Source organism: Salinibacillus aidingensis, assembly GCF_039522525.1.
In the GTDB taxonomy this organism is placed as follows: domain Bacteria; phylum Bacillota; class Bacilli; order Bacillales; family Alkalibacillaceae; genus Salinibacillus; species Salinibacillus aidingensis.
In genome coordinates this window covers 42,299-63,887 of record NZ_BAAADO010000004.1, presented here as the reverse complement: position 1 = coordinate 63,887, position 21,589 = coordinate 42,299, and the positions used below count along the sequence as shown (strand labels likewise).

At 41.2% G+C, this 21,589-nt stretch carries 34 protein-coding genes; 11 read left to right on the top strand and 23 right to left on the bottom strand.

The window, feature by feature from the left end; genetic code table 11:
• Nucleotides 1-28 precede the first annotated feature (28 nt).
• The 4 genes from ABD006_RS10285 to ABD006_RS10270 all read right to left on the bottom strand — a co-directional run bounded on the left by ABD006_RS10285 (nucleotide 29) and on the right by ABD006_RS10270 (nucleotide 2,794).
• The gene (locus ABD006_RS10285) at nucleotides 29-787 is read right to left on the bottom strand and encodes a sporulation protein (RefSeq protein ID WP_343840531.1); all 759 of its coding nucleotides are present in this window, start codon (nucleotides 785-787) and stop codon (nucleotides 29-31) included.
• 376 nt (nucleotides 788-1,163) lie between these two features.
• The gene (locus ABD006_RS10280) at nucleotides 1,164-1,661 is read right to left on the bottom strand and encodes a GNAT family N-acetyltransferase (RefSeq protein ID WP_343840528.1); all 498 of its coding nucleotides are present in this window, start codon (nucleotides 1,659-1,661) and stop codon (nucleotides 1,164-1,166) included.
• A gap of 316 nt (nucleotides 1,662-1,977) precedes the next feature.
• Nucleotides 1,978-2,181 carry a CDGSH iron-sulfur domain-containing protein gene (locus ABD006_RS10275; protein ID WP_343840525.1) on the bottom strand — a complete coding sequence of 68 codons (204 nt, stop codon included), beginning with the start codon at nucleotides 2,179-2,181 and terminating at the stop codon, nucleotides 1,978-1,980.
• Between the two features lie 85 nt (nucleotides 2,182-2,266).
• Nucleotides 2,267-2,794, bottom strand: coding sequence for a D-glycero-alpha-D-manno-heptose-1,7-bisphosphate 7-phosphatase (locus tag ABD006_RS10270; RefSeq protein WP_343840521.1), 528 nt, complete (start codon nucleotides 2,792-2,794; stop codon nucleotides 2,267-2,269).
• A 171-nt stretch (nucleotides 2,795-2,965) separates the two neighbouring features.
• Between ABD006_RS10270 and ABD006_RS10265 the strand changes: the two genes are divergently transcribed.
• From ABD006_RS10265 to ABD006_RS10240, 6 genes are all read left to right on the top strand, one after another.
• Nucleotides 2,966-3,082: a YjcZ family sporulation protein gene (locus tag ABD006_RS10265; protein ID WP_162038774.1), complete on the top strand. Its 117-nt coding sequence runs from the start codon at nucleotides 2,966-2,968 to the stop codon at nucleotides 3,080-3,082.
• Between the two features lie 203 nt (nucleotides 3,083-3,285).
• Nucleotides 3,286-3,510, top strand: coding sequence for a hypothetical protein (locus ABD006_RS10260; RefSeq protein WP_343840516.1), 225 nt, complete (start codon nucleotides 3,286-3,288; stop codon nucleotides 3,508-3,510).
• The gene (locus tag ABD006_RS10255; protein ID WP_343840513.1) at nucleotides 3,482-4,372 is read left to right on the top strand and encodes a DUF4373 domain-containing protein; all 891 of its coding nucleotides are present in this window, start codon (nucleotides 3,482-3,484) and stop codon (nucleotides 4,370-4,372) included. The genes ABD006_RS10260 and ABD006_RS10255 overlap by 29 nt, the downstream gene beginning before the upstream one ends.
• Nucleotides 4,373-4,377: 5 nt before the next feature.
• Nucleotides 4,378-5,667 (top strand): replicative DNA helicase, encoded by a 1,290-nt coding sequence (locus tag ABD006_RS10250; protein WP_343840510.1) that lies wholly within the window; start codon nucleotides 4,378-4,380, stop codon nucleotides 5,665-5,667.
• Nucleotides 5,664-5,876: a hypothetical protein gene (locus ABD006_RS10245; protein ID WP_343840507.1), complete on the top strand. Its 213-nt coding sequence runs from the start codon at nucleotides 5,664-5,666 to the stop codon at nucleotides 5,874-5,876. Before ABD006_RS10250 ends, ABD006_RS10245 begins: the two co-directional genes overlap by 4 nt.
• Before the next feature lie 211 nt (nucleotides 5,877-6,087).
• Nucleotides 6,088-6,957 (top strand): coiled-coil domain-containing protein, encoded by an 870-nt coding sequence (locus ABD006_RS10240; RefSeq protein WP_343840506.1) that lies wholly within the window; start codon nucleotides 6,088-6,090, stop codon nucleotides 6,955-6,957.
• A 56-nt stretch (nucleotides 6,958-7,013) separates the two neighbouring features.
• Here the strand turns inward: ABD006_RS10240 and ABD006_RS10235 are convergent, their stop codons facing one another.
• The 7 genes from ABD006_RS10235 to ABD006_RS10205 form a co-directional block, all read right to left on the bottom strand.
• A complete protein-coding gene (locus ABD006_RS10235) occupies nucleotides 7,014-7,187 on the bottom strand; it encodes a hypothetical protein (RefSeq protein WP_343840503.1) in 174 nt (57 codons plus the stop codon).
• Nucleotides 7,188-7,212: 25 nt separating this feature from the next.
• On the bottom strand, nucleotides 7,213-8,130 hold the full coding sequence (locus ABD006_RS10230; protein ID WP_343840500.1) for an aldo/keto reductase: 918 nt from the start codon (nucleotides 8,128-8,130) through the stop codon (nucleotides 7,213-7,215).
• 128 nt (nucleotides 8,131-8,258) lie between these two features.
• Entirely contained in the window at nucleotides 8,259-8,474 is a 216-nt protein-coding gene (locus ABD006_RS10225) for a hypothetical protein (RefSeq protein WP_343840499.1), read from the bottom strand.
• Between the two features lie 126 nt (nucleotides 8,475-8,600).
• Complete coding sequence (locus ABD006_RS10220; protein ID WP_343841492.1) at nucleotides 8,601-9,326, bottom strand: MOSC domain-containing protein; 726 nt, start codon at nucleotides 9,324-9,326, stop codon at nucleotides 8,601-8,603.
• Between the two features lie 170 nt (nucleotides 9,327-9,496).
• Nucleotides 9,497-10,252, bottom strand: coding sequence for a DUF4181 domain-containing protein (locus tag ABD006_RS10215; protein WP_343840497.1), 756 nt, complete (start codon nucleotides 10,250-10,252; stop codon nucleotides 9,497-9,499).
• Between the two features lie 27 nt (nucleotides 10,253-10,279).
• A complete protein-coding gene (locus ABD006_RS10210) occupies nucleotides 10,280-10,462 on the bottom strand; it encodes a PspC domain-containing protein (protein WP_343840495.1) in 183 nt (60 codons plus the stop codon).
• Nucleotides 10,463-10,681: 219 nt separating this feature from the next.
• A complete protein-coding gene (locus tag ABD006_RS10205) occupies nucleotides 10,682-11,404 on the bottom strand; it encodes a ZIP family metal transporter (protein WP_343840493.1) in 723 nt (240 codons plus the stop codon).
• A 158-nt stretch (nucleotides 11,405-11,562) separates the two neighbouring features.
• On the opposite strand from ABD006_RS10205, the gene msrA reads away from it, so the two are divergent.
• Nucleotides 11,563-12,090 carry a peptide-methionine (S)-S-oxide reductase MsrA gene (msrA, locus tag ABD006_RS10200; RefSeq protein ID WP_343840490.1) on the top strand — a complete coding sequence of 176 codons (528 nt, stop codon included), beginning with the start codon at nucleotides 11,563-11,565 and terminating at the stop codon, nucleotides 12,088-12,090.
• 74 nt (nucleotides 12,091-12,164) lie between these two features.
• Here the strand turns inward: msrA and ABD006_RS10195 are convergent, their stop codons facing one another.
• The gene (locus ABD006_RS10195; RefSeq protein WP_343840488.1) at nucleotides 12,165-12,446 is read right to left on the bottom strand and encodes a hypothetical protein; all 282 of its coding nucleotides are present in this window, start codon (nucleotides 12,444-12,446) and stop codon (nucleotides 12,165-12,167) included.
• A 210-nt stretch (nucleotides 12,447-12,656) separates the two neighbouring features.
• Entirely contained in the window at nucleotides 12,657-13,094 is a 438-nt protein-coding gene (locus ABD006_RS10190; protein ID WP_343840486.1) for a GNAT family N-acetyltransferase, read from the bottom strand.
• A gap of 658 nt (nucleotides 13,095-13,752) precedes the next feature.
• Between ABD006_RS10190 and ABD006_RS10185 the strand changes: the two genes are divergently transcribed.
• Entirely contained in the window at nucleotides 13,753-13,917 is a 165-nt protein-coding gene (locus ABD006_RS10185) for a hypothetical protein (protein ID WP_343840483.1), read from the top strand.
• A 49-nt stretch (nucleotides 13,918-13,966) separates the two neighbouring features.
• On the opposite strand, the gene ABD006_RS10180 is transcribed toward ABD006_RS10185, so the two are convergent.
• Nucleotides 13,967-14,311, bottom strand: a complete 345-nt coding sequence (locus tag ABD006_RS10180; protein ID WP_343840480.1) for a VOC family protein — start codon at nucleotides 14,309-14,311, stop codon at nucleotides 13,967-13,969.
• A gap of 222 nt (nucleotides 14,312-14,533) precedes the next feature.
• On the opposite strand from ABD006_RS10180, the gene ABD006_RS10175 reads away from it, so the two are divergent.
• A complete protein-coding gene (locus ABD006_RS10175) occupies nucleotides 14,534-14,806 on the top strand; it encodes a hypothetical protein (protein ID WP_343840477.1) in 273 nt (90 codons plus the stop codon).
• Between the two features lie 63 nt (nucleotides 14,807-14,869).
• Here ABD006_RS10175 and ABD006_RS10170 read toward each other — a convergent pair whose 3' ends face one another.
• Nucleotides 14,870-15,268, bottom strand: coding sequence for a VOC family protein (locus ABD006_RS10170; protein WP_343840474.1), 399 nt, complete (start codon nucleotides 15,266-15,268; stop codon nucleotides 14,870-14,872).
• A 445-nt stretch (nucleotides 15,269-15,713) separates the two neighbouring features.
• On the opposite strand from ABD006_RS10170, the gene ABD006_RS10165 reads away from it, so the two are divergent.
• Nucleotides 15,714-16,487, top strand: coding sequence for an ArsR/SmtB family transcription factor (locus ABD006_RS10165; RefSeq protein ID WP_343840471.1), 774 nt, complete (start codon nucleotides 15,714-15,716; stop codon nucleotides 16,485-16,487).
• A gap of 224 nt (nucleotides 16,488-16,711) precedes the next feature.
• On the opposite strand, the gene ABD006_RS10160 is transcribed toward ABD006_RS10165, so the two are convergent.
• Genes ABD006_RS10160 through ABD006_RS10135 form a run of 6 tightly spaced genes read right to left on the bottom strand, consistent with a single transcriptional unit; the run spans nucleotide 16,712 to nucleotide 19,283 of the window.
• On the bottom strand, nucleotides 16,712-16,927 hold the full coding sequence (locus tag ABD006_RS10160) for a hypothetical protein (RefSeq protein ID WP_343840468.1): 216 nt from the start codon (nucleotides 16,925-16,927) through the stop codon (nucleotides 16,712-16,714).
• Nucleotides 16,905-17,162, bottom strand: coding sequence for a hypothetical protein (locus tag ABD006_RS10155; RefSeq protein WP_343840465.1), 258 nt, complete (start codon nucleotides 17,160-17,162; stop codon nucleotides 16,905-16,907). The genes ABD006_RS10160 and ABD006_RS10155 overlap by 23 nt, the downstream gene beginning before the upstream one ends.
• A 43-nt stretch (nucleotides 17,163-17,205) precedes the next feature.
• On the bottom strand, nucleotides 17,206-18,072 hold the full coding sequence (locus ABD006_RS10150) for an aminoglycoside 6-adenylyltransferase (RefSeq protein ID WP_343840462.1): 867 nt from the start codon (nucleotides 18,070-18,072) through the stop codon (nucleotides 17,206-17,208).
• A gap of 28 nt (nucleotides 18,073-18,100) precedes the next feature.
• Nucleotides 18,101-18,589, bottom strand: coding sequence for a GNAT family N-acetyltransferase (locus tag ABD006_RS10145; protein ID WP_343840459.1), 489 nt, complete (start codon nucleotides 18,587-18,589; stop codon nucleotides 18,101-18,103).
• 46 nt (nucleotides 18,590-18,635) lie between these two features.
• Nucleotides 18,636-18,911, bottom strand: coding sequence for a hypothetical protein (locus ABD006_RS10140; protein ID WP_343840456.1), 276 nt, complete (start codon nucleotides 18,909-18,911; stop codon nucleotides 18,636-18,638).
• 57 nt (nucleotides 18,912-18,968) lie between these two features.
• Nucleotides 18,969-19,283 carry a hypothetical protein gene (locus ABD006_RS10135; protein WP_343840453.1) on the bottom strand — a complete coding sequence of 105 codons (315 nt, stop codon included), beginning with the start codon at nucleotides 19,281-19,283 and terminating at the stop codon, nucleotides 18,969-18,971.
• A gap of 165 nt (nucleotides 19,284-19,448) precedes the next feature.
• Between ABD006_RS10135 and ABD006_RS10130 the strand changes: the two genes are divergently transcribed.
• Nucleotides 19,449-19,688 (top strand): YetF domain-containing protein, encoded by a 240-nt coding sequence (locus ABD006_RS10130; protein WP_343840449.1) that lies wholly within the window; start codon nucleotides 19,449-19,451, stop codon nucleotides 19,686-19,688.
• Between the two features lie 155 nt (nucleotides 19,689-19,843).
• On the opposite strand, the gene ABD006_RS10125 is transcribed toward ABD006_RS10130, so the two are convergent.
• Together ABD006_RS10125 and ABD006_RS10120 are read right to left on the bottom strand one after the other, a co-directional pair.
• Nucleotides 19,844-21,100 carry a DUF4179 domain-containing protein gene (locus ABD006_RS10125; RefSeq protein ID WP_343840446.1) on the bottom strand — a complete coding sequence of 419 codons (1,257 nt, stop codon included), beginning with the start codon at nucleotides 21,098-21,100 and terminating at the stop codon, nucleotides 19,844-19,846.
• On the bottom strand, nucleotides 21,087-21,560 hold the full coding sequence (locus ABD006_RS10120; RefSeq protein ID WP_343840443.1) for an RNA polymerase sigma factor: 474 nt from the start codon (nucleotides 21,558-21,560) through the stop codon (nucleotides 21,087-21,089). The genes ABD006_RS10125 and ABD006_RS10120 overlap by 14 nt, the downstream gene beginning before the upstream one ends.
• Nucleotides 21,561-21,589: the final 29 nt, after the last annotated feature.

Below are 21,589 nucleotides of genomic sequence, written 5' to 3'. Positions count from 1 at the left end.
TCATGAAACCTAACGAACAAAACAGCTGTTAGCGAAATTGTCGAATCGTCTGACGGAACTTTTCGGCAACAGCAGGAACTCCTTCATTAATTTCTGCTTCGGTCAAGGTCACCCTCACAAAGCTCTCATCCATATCCAGTGCTTCAGCAAACAGCCCTCCAAGTCCTTTGGCACGTCGATCTACCTGCAGAATAATCTCCAGCTGATTGGGGCCCATAAAGAACATCGCTTCCAGTTCATCGAGATCTCCGCGGAATTCACCGCCTGGATAAAACTCAAACTCCTGAATATATTCATGACGTCTGGAGAATTCCATTTCAACCTTACGCAAATGGAAGCCGAGCTCATTGGTTAAGGCATCCAGTGCGGTTCTCATAAACGGATGAGGCTCCACCGTTATATAGTCCCGGTCATTGGGGTCAATCGCATTCGGAACATCAAGGCCTGTCTGCACCCAAACCTTGGTCCGGCCCAATGTTGGCGGCGTATGTACAGGCAGTGTATCCTCAAATGAAATCTCTTTTCTTTCACCTTCTTTAACTGTAAAAGACTGATCAATCGAAAAAGAGGCCAGAATGACATCCTTATAAACCTTCCGATCATCCTTTTCCTGAACCGCCTCGGTCATGACAAACAAACGGATCTGGTTCACCTGCTGATCGGTATTTCCTCCCTCAATAACCACCTTGCCCGAGAAAGTCTCTCCTGCCGTAAGATGGTCATTATCAAGCAGTGTGTCCACCTTTGCGCTTCCAATTCCTACACTCGCCAGCCATTTTTTTAACATACTTTTCCCCCTAAACAACAAAAAATTTGGTTTTATGTTCTTAAAATGTTTTCGTTCGGCTATCGTTCTTATTTGATCTCTTTCTGCAAACTTCCTTTACCCGATTTTTAAAGCTTTAACGGTCTGAGTCATCTGAGGAGTTTTCCTGCTGTGAATAACAAGGGTTACAGAACAGGTTTCCTCCTTCATGAACCCCGTCTAAAAACCCATCCTTACAGTAAACCATTTCACCACAGTTTTGACAATTCCCGACTGGGTCCTGCAACGAACACACCCCTTTCAGTATGTATCATCACCTGTCTTTAGCGGTAGCCTTGAATTAAGACTTCTCAGGTGATTTATAAGTACCTCAGGATTCAGTGGTAAACGAACCGCTTTAACCAATCGATCTCGAAAACCTTAAGGAAACCTGCTCTTCTCCCGTTTCTGTTTGTGTCACCCTTTTTCTGTCAAACACAAATCCCCGTGCTTGGTAAAAAGGAAGGCCGTACTGATTATCCTCCTGGACAGACACCCATTGCCTTTTCACTCCTTCTTTCAGCTGGTCATCTGTCAAAGCTTTAAGCAGCTTCCTTCCAATCCCTTGATAGCGATAATGCTCATCTACATAAAGAACAAAAATCTCCCCTTCTTCAGGTCCAGTGGGGGCACCGCCAATGACTCCTGCCACGTTATTCCCTGCTGATGCAATATAAGTATAAGCGCCATTTTGAATGTCTTTCGTGACACGATCTGTATTGTACCAGTATTCAATATTTTTACGCTGATATTCCGCACTTAATGTCCCTTCAACCGTCTGGCGCCATCCCTTAGCACATATAGAGGCAATGGCCTCCGCATGTTCAGGCTTCGGTTTTTGAATGGATATTTCCATGTTCACACCTCATCTTTTGCCGAATTTTAATGATTCGCAGATTGGATTCTTACGATGACAGGTTCTGAAATATGGGCTTTTATGCAGTATACGAAATGTAGGAGGAGCAGGTTTCAAAATTTGTGGAGTACCAACAGATTCATGGGAAGAAAGTTCAGGAAATAACTCGCGTGGATGAGTGAATCCATCTCCTGTTCTTTGACGAGAAGTGATTCTTATGGTGCTGATTAGTCCTTTGATATCTGCATGAGGCGGAAGAGAAATCGAGTGCGAGCCCTGTCGGTTACACACTCGATTTCCTTATGCCATTCATAGCTTATTTCGCTCTTGGCTCACTGTCAAAGCCGATTTTCTTATGTGTACCATCACAAAATGGCTTGTTGGCGGAATGACCGCAGCGGCACAGAGAAAAGCTTGATTTCGTTTCAAATACATTTCCTTCAGCATCCACCAGTTCTACATCCCCTTTGATGCGGTAAGATCCGTTATCATTAACCTTAATCGTTACCTTTTCACTCACAAAATCGCCTCCCCTTTATTGATCATCCCCTTTATCATAATATAAAAAAGCGAAAATTTAAAATATTTATGTTCACTTTAGCGCTTTAAAGCACGTGGGGACAGTCCCGGGCAAAGGAAAGCAAATCGTCATAGTATAAATCTGCCTGGGCTTCTTTTTTCCGACGGCCAACATATACGGTTTTTGTTCCTGCTGCCTGGCCTGCTTCTATATCAGGCTTTCGGTCCCCGACCATATAGCTCCTGGATAAATCAATGTCATACGCTTCTGCGAGATCCTCAATCATTTTCGGCTTTGGCTTACGGCAGGCGCATTGGTCATGGGGTTTATGGGGACAATAGGCAATTTCCTCCACCCTTGCTTCATACGCTGCTAAGTCCTCTCTCATTTTCTCATGGATCGCATGCAAATTTTCCTCCTCCATATACCCAAGACCAATCCCGCCCTGATTAGTCACGACAAACACCTTATACCCTTTTTCGTTCAATATACGAATCGCTTCACCTGCTCCTTCAAGAAGGTAAAAATCTTCAGGCTGGTTCACAAATTTTACCCGTTCACTTAATACTTCATTGATCACTCCATCACGGTCCAAAAACATTCCAGCATGCATTCCATCACCTCTTTAACGAATCCTTTTACCAGGCAGTATAGCCATTGCGCTTAAATTTATGATAGCCATAACTCGTTCATCAATCTATTTTTCATAGAAACAAGATAGGTATCATGCTAGTTTTCGGTACGTCTTCATAGAATACTAACAAAAGAAAAAGGAGGTGAACGTATGGGATACGGCGGCGGATACGGAGGCCAGAATAGCATGTTTGTGCTGATCGTCGTACTGTTTATTCTGCTGATTATTGTCGGCACGAACTACGGCGGTTTCTCTGGCGGTTATTAATGTGTAAACCTTTTTGAGTCAGCCATAACCTGTTTTACCGTAACCCATCAACCCATCCCCACTTCCCTAAGTGGGGCTTTTTTTATGTCAGCCGTTTCTGTTAACAAAAACGCACCTCTTTTCTGATTTTGATAGACACGAAAAACACAGACTGAACGATTATAGTCACAGAAAAGCTATTTGACCAAAAAAGGAGTGATTGTTTGAAGCATTGGGTGAAAGTCCCCCTTCCCTATGAACTTATGATGATTCGAAACGAGAATACGAAGAAGTTTTTTCAGGAAGTCAAGTGCTGGTTACCAAAAGCCTTTCCCGACTGCGAGTTAATGCTGATTCACCAGTCATTTGCCTATTGCCGCGAATGTTCCAAATCCAAAATCGAAAAGGAGTTGACGTCCATTGGTTCGACCACTGAAAGCAGGGATTGATTATTTCCCATTAGATGTTGATATTGATCAGGATGATAAAGTAGCCCTGATTGAGGCCAGGCATGGCATTGAAGGGTTTGGGGTCATGATTAAGCTTCTGATGAAAATCTATAAGGAAGGCTATGTGTATGCGTGGTCCGAGCGGGAAGAACTGCTCTTCTCCAAACGGATCCATATGAATCAGGAAAAGGTGCAGCAGATTGTTTCAGATTGCTTAAACGAAGGCCTGTTTAACAAGACCCTCTATGAAAAATACGGTGTGCTTACTAGTCATGGCATCCAGAAGCGTTACTTGGAAGCCGTCAAACGTCGCAAAGAAGTGCGCATTTGTAAACATTACTTTTTACTCGAGGATCTCGAATCCATTTTAGGGCATTCAAAAACGGCGATTTACCTGGTTGATCAAGACGGAAAGGAAGTCAATGTAAACAAAAACCCCGTCGAACGCCAGCATTCCGACAGCCAAAAATCCCAAAGAAAAGAAAAGCAAAATAAAGAAACACAAACATCTCCGCCCACGAAGTATAACCCCAGGGATTTAGAAATGGCGACCTTACTCTTTGACCTTATGAAACAGAACAATCCCCATGTAAAGAAACCCAACATTGAAAAATGGGCCCAGGATTGCCGGCTGATGCATGAACAGGACCGGCGAACGTATGAACAGATTGAATGGCTCATCCGCTGGAGTCAAGCGGATTCATTCTGGAAATCCAATATTTTATCGATGGACAAGCTTCGTAAAAAATTCGATCAGCTGATCATCAAAATAAAAGCAGCAAGAGAACAGAATTCGGAACCCTCAACTCCAATGCCTTATCATCAGCAACCAAGTCCAAATACTTTTTTATTTAAGGAATGATAACGATGGCCAATCTTCAATTTCAGTATGATAACGAATGCTTCCTCTTAGGGTCTATTCTTCAGGAGCCTGAGTTAATAGAGGAAGTAAACCTCCTACCTGCTCATTTTATTCATGAAAAAAATCGCGCTTTATTCCAGAATATGCTGGACTTACACAATCGGGGAAACGATACGGATATTATTTCCCTCTCCCAGCAGAAGGATACTAAAGTCAGTCAGTTTGGCGGTAAGGACCGACTAAGGGAGCTCTATCAATCGGTCCCCTCCCTTAAAGCCTTCTCCAGATATCAGGATGGGATTCGCAGCTTTCATGCGATTTTTAAGGCTCAGGATATTGCCAATCAGTTTCTGAATGAATGCCACCACAGCCACGATATGATTCATTTAGAAACGATGATCAGCCAGCTGAGTAAACTCGAAGCCTCCACCGTAAAAAAGCAGCTTTCCTTTCATGACCAGCTGAAACAACGGGTGATTAATCATCACAACAGTCCAACAGTCGGTCTAAGCGGTGTTCATACCGGGTTTAAGGAGATTAACGCCTTTACGGATGGATGGCAGCCTGCTGATTTGATCATTGTCGGCGGCCGCCCCTCCATGGGGAAAACAGCCTTTGTTTTAAACAGTCTTCTTTATGCCGCCAAACAAACACCTTATTTTGCCACCCTCTTCTCTATAGAAATGGCCAGTGATCAGATTATTGACCGTCTGATCGCCATTGAAGGCCGCATTAATTTAATGAAACTTCGAAATCCAAACAAAGTGTTTCAGGATCAAGATTGGGAAAAATACAGCCATACAGTCGGAGAGCTTGAACGGCTGAAATTTGACATTCGCGAGGAGTATACGGTCCCTGATATTCGCGCGGCTGTCCGGAAAAATATGAAGGATTATCCCGAGCAAAAGCATATCGTGGCCATTGATTTTTTAACGCTTCTGAAACATCCGAGCCCTTCGCAGAACACCCATAAAGATGTAACAGATATTGTGCAGGACTTAAAACAGATGGCCAAGGACTTAAAAATACCGGTCATCGTTTTGGCCCAACTGAATCGGGGTGTTGAAAAGCGACTGGATAAACGCCCCAATATGAGTGATTTAAGGGAATCCGGCTCCATTGAACAGATTGCCGATGTCGTTACCTTTCTTTATCGGGATGGCTATTACCAGAATCAGGATAACGATCAGCGGACGGAAGTGATTATTGCCAAAAATCGCAACGGTGCAACCGGAACCATTCCCCTGACCTTTGAAAAGGAAACCAATACATTTTTTGATGAGGTGAAACGATGAAAATCAAAGAGCTCTATTATGAATCCTTTGTGGAGGATTACCCCTCCCTTACACTTTTAATCGACTATCTGGTCAACGAACGAAAGCTGTTAACTCTCCTGGATGACGTAAACAGCCTGCAACCCTACCTTCAGGATCATCATAAATCCAAAATGAATGCAAGGCTAATCGCTTACAAGGAATATCTGGAATGTAAAAAGAAGGCATAGAAATATAGAAATACCAGGACAAATTTGTAAAAGATATTTAGGTCGTGAAAAAGTTTGATATAATTAAGGTGTATAAAATCCAACCTCTTAAAAATACAAATTCCCACCAGCCATTTCGCAAATTCTTCATTCGTTCCATAGCTAAAAAAGGAAAAGTCTGTATTTAACAGATTCACAAAAGAAGGATATACTGCCAAAAGGAGGTGAAGTCGTGGACCAGGAAGCCAAGCAATTATTACTTAACCTTAAGAATGGACAGGATCGACTACAGCAGTCTTTCGATAAACTATCGGAAGGACAGGCACGTCTGGAAACTGAACAAGCCAAACTATCAGAAAAGGTATCTGATTTAACGGTCAGACAAATAAAATTGGAGGAGAACCAGAAGCATTTTTCCGAAAAACTGGATCAATTCGCAGTGAGACTCGATAAGTCTGATGAGCGACAGGATCAGTTTGCGGAAAAGCTTGATCAATTTGGGAAACGATTGGATCAGTTTGATGAACGACAAGATCAGTTTGCCGTAAAGCTTGATCAATTTGGAAAACGATTGGATCAGTTTGATAAGCGACAGGATCAGTTTGCCGTAAAACTTGATCAATTTGGAAAACGATTGGATCAGTTTGATGAACGACAAGATCAGTTTGCCGTAAAGCTTGATCAATTTGGAAAACGATTGGATCAGTTTGATGAACGACAAGATCAGTTTGCCGTAAAGCTTGATCAATTTGGGAAACGATTGGATCAGTTTGATGAACGACAGGATCAGTTTGCCGTAAAGCTTGATCAATTTGGGAAACGATTGGATCAGTTTGATGAACGACAAGATCAGTTTGCCATAAAGCTTGATCAATTAAGCAAAGAACAACATCAATTTGCTGAGAAACAAGAGCAATTTGAAAAACAACTGGCTCAATTTGGGGATGGACTGATTAGAATTGAACGGAAAATCGGTGCGATTCCGGAAACTTATCAAAATCTGGAGGAGTATCTATCGGTACAGCACAAAATCGTTCGAACCCTTTCGGAAAGATCCATCAGACATGAAGCGATATTAAACGAGGGCTATCCTGAAAAGTAGGGAATGTTCATCATCCTTATAAAAAGTAAAGCGGACAGCCCTCGATATCGCATCCCTTAACCCTTACTCATCTGCACCTGTTTTTCCAGTACAACAGAAGTAACCGAGACCATTAGCAGTGCTCCATATCCATAAAGAGGAACGTCATAATCCCAGATCAACGTTCCTATTACGGCATATAAGAACAGACCTATGGTGCACACAAATACTAAAGCCCTCAAAATTTTCATCTATGACTCCCCCCACCATGTTTACTTATGGCAGTTCATTCCCTGCTGCACGGTAAATTTCATACCATTCTTCCCTTGTCATAACCACCTCAGATGCCTTGGCAATATTCGTGATGCGCTCTGGATTCATCGAGCCCAGAATCGGTTGAATCCTGGCCGGGTGACGTAAGATCCAGGCAATGGCCGTTGCAGATTTATTGATTCCATACTTATCGCCAACTTCCTTAAGTTTTTCATTTAACTCTGGAAATTGATCATGATCCACAAAGACTCCTTCAAAAAATCCATATTGAAACGGAGACCAGGCCTGGATGGTCATATTATGTAAGCGACTGTAATCCAGAAGACTTCCATCCCTGTCCAATCCATTTTCATGCTTCATGTTCACGTACAAGCCTTTATCAATCATTCCGGTATGCATAACACTTAACTGAAGCTGATTCACAATCAAATCCTGCTCTACATATTTTTTCAACAGCTCAATTTGCAGAGGATTGTGATTGCTTACACCAAAATGATTCACTTTTCCACTTTTCTTTAGCTCATGGAAGGCTTCTGCAACCTCTTCTGGTTCTACCAATGTGTCTGGACGATGCAATAGCAATACATCAATATAATCTGTTTTTAAACGCTTTAAGCTTTCTTCAACCGATCCTACAATATGTTCTTTGGAAAAATCAAAATATCCTTTACGTATACCCGTTTTTGTCTGTAGCACAATGTTCTCCCGTACAGAAGAGTTCATACCTATAGCATCAGAAAAAATCTCCTCTGATTTGCCATCAGCATAAATATCCGCATGGTCAAAAAAATCAATACCAGCATCTAGAGCACTGTTAATAACCTTTGCTGCTTGATCTTTTGACAACTTTCCCATACGCATGCAACCTAACGAAATGTTGGAAACGTTTAAATCACTAGTCCCTAATTTTAACTTTTTCATAAGACACACCCTTTCTATTCAGTTTTATTCTACCGGAAATGGATCTGGCAAATCAAAGGATTCAGATTAATTAAATCTATGGTTGAAGCAACTTTCCTAATGGGCTAATGACGTTAGCCCTCCCCAGGCTAACGCTGCTCCTCTTCTTTTTGATTTTTCAGGCTTAATGAACGTTTCATCAGGAAAAAGCCTGCGAAAAGTCCAATTACTCCAAGTGCGATTCCCATGAAAATGTCGAATCCATATGTACTATGAAAGAGCTGAACCATCCCTTCTGCCCCTAATAGTATAAAAGCAATTCCTGCAAACATCAGTGCAGCCGGATGATCCGTCAATTTTTTCATGGGTAATCGTGAGTCAGATTTGTACAATATTTGTTCCTCCATTCTGTTTGAATTATTGTAGCTCTTACTGGCTGTTCCGTCTGTGAGACTTTTATTTGGTATCTGGTCCGGTTATGAGTGAAGATATCAGTCAAGAAGATGAACTTCATCACCGGCGTAAATGTCACCTGTTCTTTTGACAGAAGCATATACGCCAAAATTATTGTTCCTTTCTTTTATAAGTGTTTTATGCAGACTTGCATCCCGCCCAGCATGATCAGGATCAACTGTAATAATCATACACCTTTTACAATGTCCGACGAATTCAATTTCCGTTTCATTTCCAATTTTCATCCGACGTCCAATCCAATCATCTTCCACAAAAGGAATCTTTTCATTTAACGAAAGTATTAAATTGGGACGAAATCGCCTTGAATCCACCTGATCCTTGCCCCACAAATCCTCCAGTTTCTCTAAAGAAGCATCTGTCGCAAGCAAAATATTTTCCACAGCAATAGGTCCAATTGGCACATGTGTCGGGCGATATTCTCTGGTCGTAATGGTTCGGTTTGATAGGTGCTCCAATTCTTTTATGAGATCCTCATCATCCCAATGATAAACCTTCCCTTCAGGTGTGATGACCTCTACATCAGGATATTGTTCCATGGAGGGTTCTCCCGCAAATCGGGCCTGATATTGTACCATTTCCTGTAGCTGGGTTATGGTCAGAAATTTTCCTGTATCTGCGTCTGCATAAGCATGACTGCGGTCTCCGTATAACCCATAATCCATGATTTTTGTTTTCTGTACACGCTCCCCGCGAAACGATTTTACCGGATGTCGAACGATTTCTTTTATATGACCGATGAACAATTCATTCACTCCCCTACCCCTTTTGTCATACCCTTCCAAATCATATAAAAACACAATTTTCTTTACCCTTATCTTTTACTTTAACACAAAATGCAAAGGGTTCTGTAGTTATTATGAATGGATCTGTTCATTATACCCAATTCTGTCCTTCAGCTGTATTCTGCATGTATCTATTCTTCAGGTAACGTCTCAAATAATTGCTCGGCTTCATGAACGCTATCGGCGGGAAACGCAAATCTGACTCGTTCTTCTGAATCTTGGAAGGATCCTGCAAAGGTTTGTAAATCCCTCGATATCCATAGCTCGCCTTTTCGAATACCATTAAATTCATGCAGTCTGTAATGTCGATTGGATCCATTGAATCGGTCCACAAAAGGGGTTTCTCTAAACTCATCTCGACCTGAATAAAGGAAAAATTCATGATCATTAATGTTCCATTGACCTTCTAAAGTATATCCGAACAGTAGATTCCTTTGCTTTTCTCCCCTAAAGTCAATTTCAATGACTTCAGGATCTCTCCCCTGCTCTGTAAAATATATAGCCTCATAGGTGTACTCAATATCTCTCGCATAGGAAATGAAGATAAAGCCAAAAAAGATCAAAAGGGCCATTCCGCTATTTAAAAAGTTAAGGATGTGAAATTTTTGTGCCCTATTATGTTTCCATTGCGAGAATGCCCGAAATCCAAATAATCCGCTTAATAACAGCAGGCCATAGGTCCCTTCCAGCCCGTCATCCCATTCCCAGACAAAACCTGACAGAATGAACATCAGCACTGCCACAAAAATAATGAAAAAGGCTTCGGGAAATTCCGGCCAGGGTGGTTCCTCCTTGTACGGCTTTTTAGGTAAGTCGAATTTTTTCCGTAAAAACAGGTAAGCCAAAGTATAGGCTATAGCGACCCCCATCAAAAAAGTCATATACATACAAACGCTCCTTATTAAAAAAATGAACTACAATGAAGATGGGGTTTCGTCCATGAGGTTGGCCAGAATGATGTAAATAAGCAGATTAACAGGAATAAAAATAAACAGTACCCGAACAAGCAGAGAAGATATACCGAAAAACGATGCGATTCCTCCGCAGACTCCGGCTATGGATTTATCTGTTGCCGACTTTTTAAGGTTGAATGTCACGTTCTTCTCCCTCCTTGCGCTTCTTGTATTGGTGTCATTTTACTTTTCAGTTTCTAATCTCATTACGTCTTATCTGTTCACTAAGTTTCAAGATGAATCATCTTTTATAATATTCCGTAAACTTTACTTGTATAATTTTACCATAATCGAACTTAAGATTGCAGTAAAAAATGACGCGGAGATTCGCGTCATCTTCATTAAATTTATCCCTGCTCCTGTTTACAGTACCGATAAAACCAAGGAAATAATCAATCCCACAGATGTAATCATCCCGACTATGGCTCCACCATCCTCATAGGCTTCAGGCATCATTGTAGAGCTGACCATGGCTACAATTCCACCTGCTGCAAACGTATTAATGATGGCGATCACATGGCCGGAAACATCATCTAAGAGTACATATCCCCCTAAAGAACACAGGCCTGTTATGATAAAAACGGTCGTCCAGAGAATCAAAATTTTAGCTTTGGAATACTGGCTTTCCTTCAACCCAATCGTACTGGACAATCCTTCTGGTAAATTACTGATGAAAATGGCAGACACAAGAACCATACTCACTTTTGTATCAATCATGCTGATCCCGATGACCACAGCTTCAGGCAGGGAATCAATTAAGGTTCCAATAAAAATCGCCAGACCGGAATGCCCCTCAGGATTTTGCCGTGATCGTTTTCGTTCATTCGCTCCTTTTTTATCGAGAAAAAGATTAATAATGGTGAAAAATAACGCACCGGAAATAAACCCGATCGTTGTTGGTACCAGCCCTTCGTCTTCTGCTGATGGATAGAGCATTTCAAACGAAGAAGCTCCGATTAAAACCCCCGATCCAAAGGCCATAACATAAGCAATCATGGTCTTTTTTATGTTAAAGTAGAGACCGATGATTCCCCCAATAAAAAGGGCTGAACCAGCTAGTCCACCCCATAACAATGCCTGTAGCATTTACTTATCTCCTTTTAATAATATTGGTACTTCTTAGGATTCCATGCACTTGAAGGGAACATACATCCATTCCCTTTTTTCGAATGATGAAAATTCGTTGAAGATTTTTGCAGGATAGTGATATAATTTTTACACCTTAAAAAGAAAGTATGATGACTATGAGTGAATTACAAAAAGCGACATTTGCCGGCGGTTGTTTCTGGTGTATGGTTAAGCCGTTTGATCAATGGGAGGGGATTCACGGCATTGTTTCCGGGTATACCGGCGGACATGTGGAGAATCCTTCTTATGAACAGGTGAAAACAGGTGAAACCGGTCACTATGAATCCGTGCAAATCACCTATGATCCTAAGCTTTTTCCTTATGAAAAATTATTGGAACTGTACTGGCAGCAAATTGATCCTACAGATCCTGACGGCCAGTTTCATGACCGGGGGAGCCAGTATCGTACCGCTATTTTTTATCATAATGAAATCCAAAAAGAATTGGCCGAACGTACAAAAGCGGAGTTAGCAGCCAGCGGAAAATTTAAGGATCCGATCGTTACGGAGATTTTACCCGCACAGGCTTTTTATGAAGCGGAAGAGGAGCATCAGGATTTTTACAAGAAAAACCCTGACTATTACACGGAAGACCGGGCAAAGTCAGGTCGGGATGAGTTTATAGCTGAACATTGGAAAGAATAACGAATCACATTTGAATTCTACGGAAAAGTAAGCAGTCTGATATCTAGCCGAATCAGACTGCTTTTTATCTAGGATCACCTGGCCTGAAGGATGTTCTGATCCTCCATTCGATGGATCACTCGAAGGGCTTTTCCCTTATTCTCATTGTTTACGTAGATTCTATAATCATTACCCAGGTTAACATAGGAACCTCCCGGGACCGATGAAACCATGCCAGTCACTTCCTGCTTATAGCTGACATCTGCTGTATTTAATTGATCGATTACTTTTACATAGTCCTGATGATTTGTTGTGCGATAAACCAGACTCTTTCTCTTTGAGACACAGTAACCGACAAAGTTGACTATAAATTGCACTCAAATTCCCCCCCTAAAAAAACTTTTGCGAAATTATCTTATGCACCATTTCCTGTTTTAGAAGATATTTCGATTGAATTTTTCTTAAAATCCATATCTTAACTAGTGTACGAACGTCGCCTTTACACGTCTGGTTCTGAAAAAATAGGCAATCCAGACGGCGCTGATTAGAATATAACCCCAATTCACTACTACCTCCCCTTCATCCATTTAAAGATCGTCCTTCTTAAAGACATAGCTTGCTTTATGATAGTCCATTTTCTCCTCATAAAATCGATGGGCGTCTTTTCGTTGTAGTCCGGAAGAAAGAGCGATTCTCTCATAATCATGCTTTTTCGCCCAGTACTCCACATAGCTTAATAGTTTTTCTCCGTAGCCCTTTGAACGTACCGCTTCGTCTGTAACGAGATCACACACCCATACGAATCTGCCGTAATAGAGAGTAATCATCGGCTTAAAACCGGTCACAGCAACGATTTTATCACCATCTAATAATACCGCCAGTTTATACTGATCCTTTTCCTGCGCTTCCATCACGAGATCAAGATACGCTTCTTCAGTCAGGTGTGTTCGTAGTTGCTGCATAACCGGATAGGCTTCCAAAATTTCCTCCCGGGATGTGAGTTCTTTTATTGAGATTGAGTTCATCTATTCATCCTCCAGTTTTATTTATTGGCTCGTTTTGTAGCGATTTGTTGCTTTTTAAAGGACAATATCGTTTAAATAACACTTATTTGTTCTGATTCATGATGAGTGTATGCATACGTTCCGGCAGAACACTTCGCTTTCCATGGGCCCGGCCTCAGTCTCCTCGGAAGCAAAAAACGCTTCCTGCGGGGCCTTCACCACGGGCTGTTCCCATAGGAGTCTACGTGTTCTGCCTCCACTAAATGGGATTTTCTTATGTAAGTATATTGAAATCTGGTCATAACTCAATAGTATCCAATGTTAGAACGGAGTGAATCGCTGTTTTAGCGGAGACTCCTGGTCGGTTAAAAGCGGAACGTCCTGTGCTCACACCGACACTATAACGTCCTATTCGTCGTGGGAGGAAGGCCTCGGAACAGCTGAACCAAAATACAGAATAAGGTGAAACTTCCATCAGTGGAGGTTTTCCATCCCCCACTGATGGTTAGTTGAACTTATCAGAAATTTACTGGTCGTATATCCCCCACTTATTCTTGTTGAGTTACTTTCAAGACTTGAAGTGGGGGGTAATACGGACAGTAATGCGTGATAAAAATTAATTCAAATTTTTCCGATACAATGGTAAGATAGTATTTGAATGAATCAAGGGAGGATAAACATGGGCATTTTACTCTACATTACCATGACCATTGTGTTTTTAAGCATTTTATATTTAATCATTGAAACGGCTGTCAAAAATGGCATAGAGCGTTCAGCCCTGGGACAGTATTTGCAGGAGAAAACAAAAGAAGAAAAGGCTGAAAACGCGGATCATCATTCATAACACCAAATTCACGGGAATAGTCATGTAGTCCTTGATTATTCCTTATTCCTCATTTATCTTCACACACCATCAACATATTTCCATCCGGATCTTTAAATACAAAAAAATGATCATGCTGAATATCAGTCACGAGCTCAACACCATTCTCTTTCATAAATTGAAAGGACGCCTTTATATCATTCGTGCCAAACTGAACAGCTGGTACATTGTAGGTTGGAAGGTCTTCATTTTCCTTACGCCACATCGGCATCGTATCCAATATCATTCCTGCCCCATCCATCTCAGCTGCGAATATATGATCAAAATAAACCTCTCCATTTTCAATCCCCAGCATTTTCGAGTACCATTCCTTTGCTTTTTTTACATTACTTACCGGAATAAACACTGCGCGCACTTTGTTTTTGATTGGGCTTGCCAAATATAAGATCCCCTTTCTACTTTTAAGGTAAAGTTTCACTCTATATAAGTTCTATCTATCCCAAAAATTCCCTGCGATATTAAATGAAATTAGTAATATCAAACCATTTTTTGTCTTTCTCTATATAGAAAAACACATAATCGTATCAAAATAACAAACACTATGTATCGAAATGATTCAATAATGGAGGATAAAAGTATGTCACAGGAACATTTACATCAAAAATTGCAACAGGCCAGTCAGCAAATTGATAAAGCACAGGAGGCTGTGCGCCTGTCTCAGGGAACGGACCCCCAGCTTGTCGAACAGGCAAAACAGGTGCTCAGACAAGCGGAACAGGAGCTGCAAAATGCTCAGGATCAATCAGGCACGGAAGCAACCGAAAATCCCCAATTCCAGCAGGCATTTGAGCAGCTCCATGATACACGTCAGCACATTCAGGAAGTCGAACAGCATAGTGACGACGTATAAAGTGAAACTTCCATACTACCTAAGCGCTTGGATTAACCAATCCAAGCGTTATTATTCCTCTTTTTAAACCTTTCGCCTGCCTAATACAGTTTGAATCCTATCCTTCTCTTCAAGTTTATTTTTATATTCAAATAACCCTAACCGATTCCCCCAAGGGTCCAAAAATGTAGCCCAGTGAACGGGAACCTCATCCCTCGTATATATGGAAAACTCATCCACATCGAGCTCGCTTACCAGTCTATGTCGTTCTGTTTCGATGTCCTCGACTCCTAATCGTAAAGGACCACTGTCTTTACCAGGTGTTCCTTCTGCCAGTTGTAACCAGCTTCCAGGTACGATCTCCCACTCAGCAATCCCCTCATGAGGCTCAAAATCTGGTTGCCGTTGAAGCAGCTTTATATACCATAACCGGCCCTTGAGGAAATCATCCACCCTCATTTGAATCGTCATCTCAAAAAACATACGAACGCCCCTTTCATCACGATTAACAATAAAGTGAAACTTCCATCAGTGGGGGTTTTCTCCATCCACCACTGATTTGTCCAGCTGCGGCTCCCAGGCCCAAGCGGTCATAAGCAGAATACCCTCCATGGCCAAAGTTCGGCCACTCCGGATATTCTGCTTATGCCGTCGGGCCTAAACGGTCGCCTCCGCTTTTCTTGTTAGTTGAACTTATCAGGTTTTTACTGGCCGTTTATCCCCCACTTAGTCTTGTTAGGTTAGCCTCAAAACTTGAAGTGGGGGTATTACAGCCAGTTAATACGTGATAAAGATTCGCTAAAACTTCATGATTTCCTTTCAATTTTCAAATTATTAAAATATTTTCTTTACTTATCCGTTTATTTATGATACTTTTTAATCACATAATATATATGTTACGAATCGGTAACATATTAGGAGGAATTGTATGGAAAACGATAACCTTAATGATGTATTTCAGGCCCTTGCCCATCCCATCAGAAGAACCATTATTGATGTATTATCCCATCATCCTTTAACAACAGGTGAAATTTGTGACCATTTTGACGTATCCAGATATGCCGTAATGAAACATTTGAATATACTGGAAGCCTCCCAGCTTGTCCTCACAAGAAAAAAAGGGCGGGAAAAAATCAATTATTTTCATGCTGTTCCTCTGCAGGAAGTTTACAGGAGGTGGATGAACCGATTTCAGGCTGAAGATGCCGATTCATTGATGAATGTAAAAAACTTTTTTGAGGAAAAGGAGCGTGTTTCCAGTATGCCAAATCTGAGGGAGAAAGATTCCTTTCAAATTTCACAGGAGATAAGCATTCAGGGCAGTAAAACAAACCTATTTAAAGCATTGACGGAGGATATTGATCAATGGTGGTCCATTCGTTTATTTGATGATTCGGAGCTTTTTGTGGAGAACGAAATTGGAGGGAGGTTTATGGAAAAATCCGCGGATGGAAAGCAGGCGCTATGGGCAACGATCATGATCATCAAACCGAATGAAGAACTGCATTTTCAAGGACCATTAGGAATAACAGGAGCAGTAAACAGCTATTATAAGTTTAAATTAAGAGAAACGGCTGCAAATGAGACAATTTTACAGCTGGACCACACTGTTTACGGAATGATAGACCCTGCATGGGAAAAGGATTACCGAGAAGGATGGAACGGGCTACTTCATAATTTTAAACAGTTTTTCACACATTAACTGGCCGTAATACCCCCACTTCAAGTCTTGAAGGTACCCCAACAAGACGAAGTCGGGGATAAACGGCCAGTAAATTCATGATCAGTTCAACTAACCATCAGTGGGGGATGGAGAAAACCCCCACTGATGGAAGTTTCACTTTATGGAAGACTAAAGAAGCACGATTCATAATGAAGGCAAGCCTATGTAACGGGACAGTTCACACGTAGGCTGTCCCGTTGCTATCACACTTGATCATCCTTTGTACTCCATGTCTTCCCGTCTGTGTTATTTTGGACAATTTCCTGATAAGGTGTAAGGGAATCGTCTTCGGTTAATTTTTCATGGTGGCCGGGATACTGTTCAAATTCTGAATCCACAACATCGTTTAATACAGCTGAACTGTCTGTTTCTGCTTTTACATTTTCCATATCCTTTTCAAAACGGTTTTTCCTGCCCATGATTGACCCTCCTTGTCCTCTGCTTAAACGTTAGTATTTCCCTGTCAGCAGCAGAGTATGAAAGACTGAATGAGGAGAGCATCCGCATTAGTTCTGCACCTGGATCCTGATTGACCACTCTCCATATTTTTGATGACCCTGGCAGGATTCCCACCCACCACAGCATTCCGCGGGGCATCAATCGTTCTTTTATTAATTCCGGATCATCTGCATAATAATCGTTTCCGTTTAGCATTTTTTCTTTTTCTGTAGTTATGGTTTTATCTCCTTATCTAACTTTATTGTATACCCCGATGCAGACGACTCACAAGTTGATTTGCATAACGTTCAGCCACAAACGGATAGGAAACATCCATCGAAGCACAAACCTCCCTGGCAATTTCACCGAACACCATCATCGTCTTCTTAAGCGCTATCCATATTTCCTGCTGATCATATCTGGCATACAAGTCCTGAAATCGTTGAAGTACCGATGAATCCGCCCATTCTTCAAAAAATCGATAGCCATGCCAGGTTTCAGCATCCCCCCCTCTTTTGATTTGGGTTTGAACCCGAATGAGCTGAACCAATTGATGCTTCATATAAGAGTCACTGATTGATTTCCCTTCCAGCAGTTCCCCTCGCCGGAGTTTCTTTGCAGCTAAAACCGCATGATACAAGAAGTCATGGATCAGCTGGCGTAAATCCTTTTCTTGGAGCGGAACCATTGATTTTTGGACGGCTTTAGTGTTTTCCTCTAAGAACGATGTCAACTGATCCTTATCCAGCAGGACTTTATAACCTTTTCTAAACACAGCCTTCACTTCATCACTATGGATTAAGTTTTGAAGGACCGATAAAGGAATAATAGAAAAATCAACATCCACTCCGTCTTCAAATAATACTCTCCGCTCTGTTCCATCCCCGACAGCTGTCTGTTCCAAAAAAGTAATATACGACTTTCCGACTTTTCCAAGCCATGATTCTTGATAGAGCAGCAGGTCAGGATTCTGCGCTACTATCACCAGATCCATGTCAGACCATTGATCAGCGGTCTTATGGCTTCTGGCCCTTGATCCAACCATCACAACAGCTCGAATATTTTCATTTTCCTCTGCAAAGTTTAAAAAGTTTCTGAGGATCCTTTCATAAGATTGCTCATTCACTAGATTCCCCTCCCTGAATTTTTTCACTCTACCAGCCATAAGCCACTTCTATAAGTCTTTTACCCCCGATTTCGATTTCTTTTTGGTCGATCTCTTCAGCCCCTAGGCTTTCGTAAAAGAAGCGGGAGGGATTATCCTTTAACACCCATACAAGCAACGCATCCATTCCATTTTGACGGAGAACATCAACAACGTTCTTCCATAATTCCTGTCCTACTCCCATCCGTTGATATTCCTGTAACAAATAAATGGCATACAGCTCTCCTGGATAGCCGGGATACGTGCCTGTTCGCTCATTTCCGCCATTAGCAAAGCCTACAATCTCACCACTTTTATTTTCAGCCACAAATACAGGAGTTTTACGGATCAGTTCCTCCCATTTAGGCTGGCGACGTTCAAAGGTCATTTGATTTAAGTACGAAGAAGGTACAATCCCCTTATAAGTTGTCTTCCAGCTGTTCACCTGTACTTTTGCAATATCCAGCGCATCACTCACCAATGCTTGACGAATCCGCACTTCCCCACCTCCCTTAAACGGGGATTATTTTAATTTAAGGATAACCTTAATATCTATCTGCCTTTAACTGATCAATATACCTCTTCCCTTCAATTAAGGAAAATCCAAATGCTTCTCTCGCCTTCTTCACCGCTTTCACATCTTTTCCTTCTCGAATGAGGCGATACAATTCCTCCTCAACCGGATTTTCGTCAAATTTTCCCTGGTGGGTTTGTTGGCGCAATGTATCCTGCAGACCTTTTAAACGACGTTCCAGCCGACTGACTTTTATAAGTAAAAATAAAATGATTAGAGTAAGCAGAGTGATAATGGCATACTCCATGATTTCCTATTCCTCCTTCTCATTGATAAATACAATTCCATTACAGTTTCAGTATCGTTAAAAATATAAGATGATCGTCGCTATGAAGCTGATAAGCGTATACAATACAGAGCCAAAGAATAAAGGACCAACGTTCGCTTTCAGTTCGTTGCTGTCTTTCTGAATTTTCCAGCCTGTTTCACTTGCCTCGTAAGCAGCCATTTTTGATAATACGCCACCACTACTATTAAAAAAGTAAAGGACAACCGATAACCCCAGTCCAATAAGAAAGCTCCACTCACCATATGAAAAAGCAAAGATCAAACTTGCTCCCCACACAATAGCGGCGATCATGACCGCCCATATAAAAGAATGAATCGCAACTTTTTTCATGTTTTGCCCCCTCCCTCTTTATTTTAGATGTCTTTAAAATGGTTCTACGTTTTAAAACATCCAAAAGTTTCTTAGTTATCTAAAGGATTTTGTGAATGATAGTCACCACGTTTTATTACATGTAAATAATTATTAAATATCTGTGTCATATTAAAATGATTACAAATGTTACGAGAACAGCAAATCTTTAATGTGCAGGATGTTGAAATGGCCATCATTGAAGCAAATGGGTATTTATCTGTTAAACAGTATCCTGAAAAGGAAGCGGCACGAGCGGAACATATTCTGCCACAGCCGAATGCTTACAGTAAGGGAATGGATGTACCCATCGTGATTGATGGTGAGATTTATGAAAAGGTCCTGTATTCCAGGAATTTAAATGAATCATGGCTTTATGAGGAGTAAAAAAGGAAAAATATTGGTGATATAAACGAGGTCTTTTATGCGGCTATTAACGATTTGAATGAACTGCATGTAAGTATAAAAAACAAAGAAAATCTTCAAAACCTGCCACCTATTCTGCACTAGTCGTGGAAGGTTTTGAAGCTTATCCCGTCCTGTCAATTTCCCACAATCTGAATTCCTTTATTATAGGGCTTCATAAATTCCATACTTTCTATATAAAGATAATCCGCGGAGGCTGGGGAATCGAATATAAGGGTACGTTCTACGGATAGATGATCCTTCTCCTTGTTCAGCTTCTGGTTCACCGTTTCTGTAAGGGGCGTCTGATGTGACTGATCCCCAATGGAAACATTCTTAAGCTTGACAGATTCGTCTGTAACAACCGTGAGTTTGGTTTGTTTATTGGTCACTGATACATCTTTAATCACGATGTCATAACCTGAAACATTCAGCGTTTCTCCCCTTTTTAGCGGGAATTTCTCATTGACCATTTCAGAACCTGGGAACTTCTCCACTTTAAGCTCGAGATTATCCAGGTTCTTTGGCAGTGCATCATACTCTAATTCAAAATTTGTCCTGCCAAAGGAATGACTGTATCCTCCGCCTTTTGGCTGAACAGGTTCACCATTGGCCATTAACCTGATGTTTTCAAATGGCTGGATCATTTGGTTGATATTCACATCGGTTGTACCTTTAATGGTTGTTAATGTCGGAGTTGCTGTTATGGTATCGAAGCGGATTTTCCCTGCGTCTACAGTTACCTCTTCATTGATGTTCTGTTTAATGCTTGCTTCCATCGCTTTTGATGGATCATAATCAAAGGTCACCTGCTTATTCAGCTGATTAAAGTGAAGGGTAAGCTCCTTCGCGAATGGACATGGCGGTTCAAAGGTATAAGTTCCCTTCAGTTCAGTGTTTGCCTGGTTCATTTGCCCTCCGCCACTTTCAAACTTAGCGTCCGTAAACAACCCGGTTATTTTTGACGGATGAAAGGTGTAGGCAGGCTCATCCAAGTTTCCTTTTTCGGAAGTCATAGTATAGTAGAGAATCAGCCTGTTTTCATCAGACATTAATCCATCGATTTTCATCGTGACTCCTTCCTTTAAAGGAACCTCTTTATCGATTACTTGTCCCAAACCAGCCTCATTTAAGTCCTGCAAAGTATCGGACACGACTCCATCAAAACCTGTAATTCGTTTCCCGTAATAAGCTAATGCCTGATAGTTATACCCGGCCAGGATCACAACAAGCATGATGGCAGCAACAGTCTTCCAAATAAATGGAATTCGGAAGCTTCTATGTTTTTCTTCATTGGATAAAGCCGTTCTCAATCGTTCCTCGAGTTCAGGTGGTGCTTGTTTATGGTCAATTCTTTGTTTTTCCTCATTTAACATGCGTTCAATTTTCTTCATTCAAGGCACCTCCAGATAATTTATGTAATTTTTTCAAACCATTAAATATACGGGATTTTACTGTGCCAAGGGATGTATTTGTCATGTTCGCAATCGATTGGTAATCCAAATCCTGAAAATAGCGAAGTTTAATCGCCTCTGCCTGCCTGGGATTAATCATCGATAACCATTGATGAATATCCATATTTTTATCGACCTGGTTGTGTTCACGGCTATGACCTGAAGTGCTCATTTGGTCCTGCCATTCATCAACCAAAACCACTTTGCTTCTGCTTCTGTAAATGGAATAACAGCAATGAACCAATATTTTTTTGCTCCAGCTATAGAAGGAGTCATGTTTCTTTAGTTGATCAATTTTTTCATAAAGTTTTACAATCATATCTTCCATTGCATCAAGTGCGTCATGCTGATTTCCCATATATGAATAGGCGATTTTATAGTAATCCTCCTTTTGATCCATGATGAGTTTTAAGAGTGACTCTTTGTCCC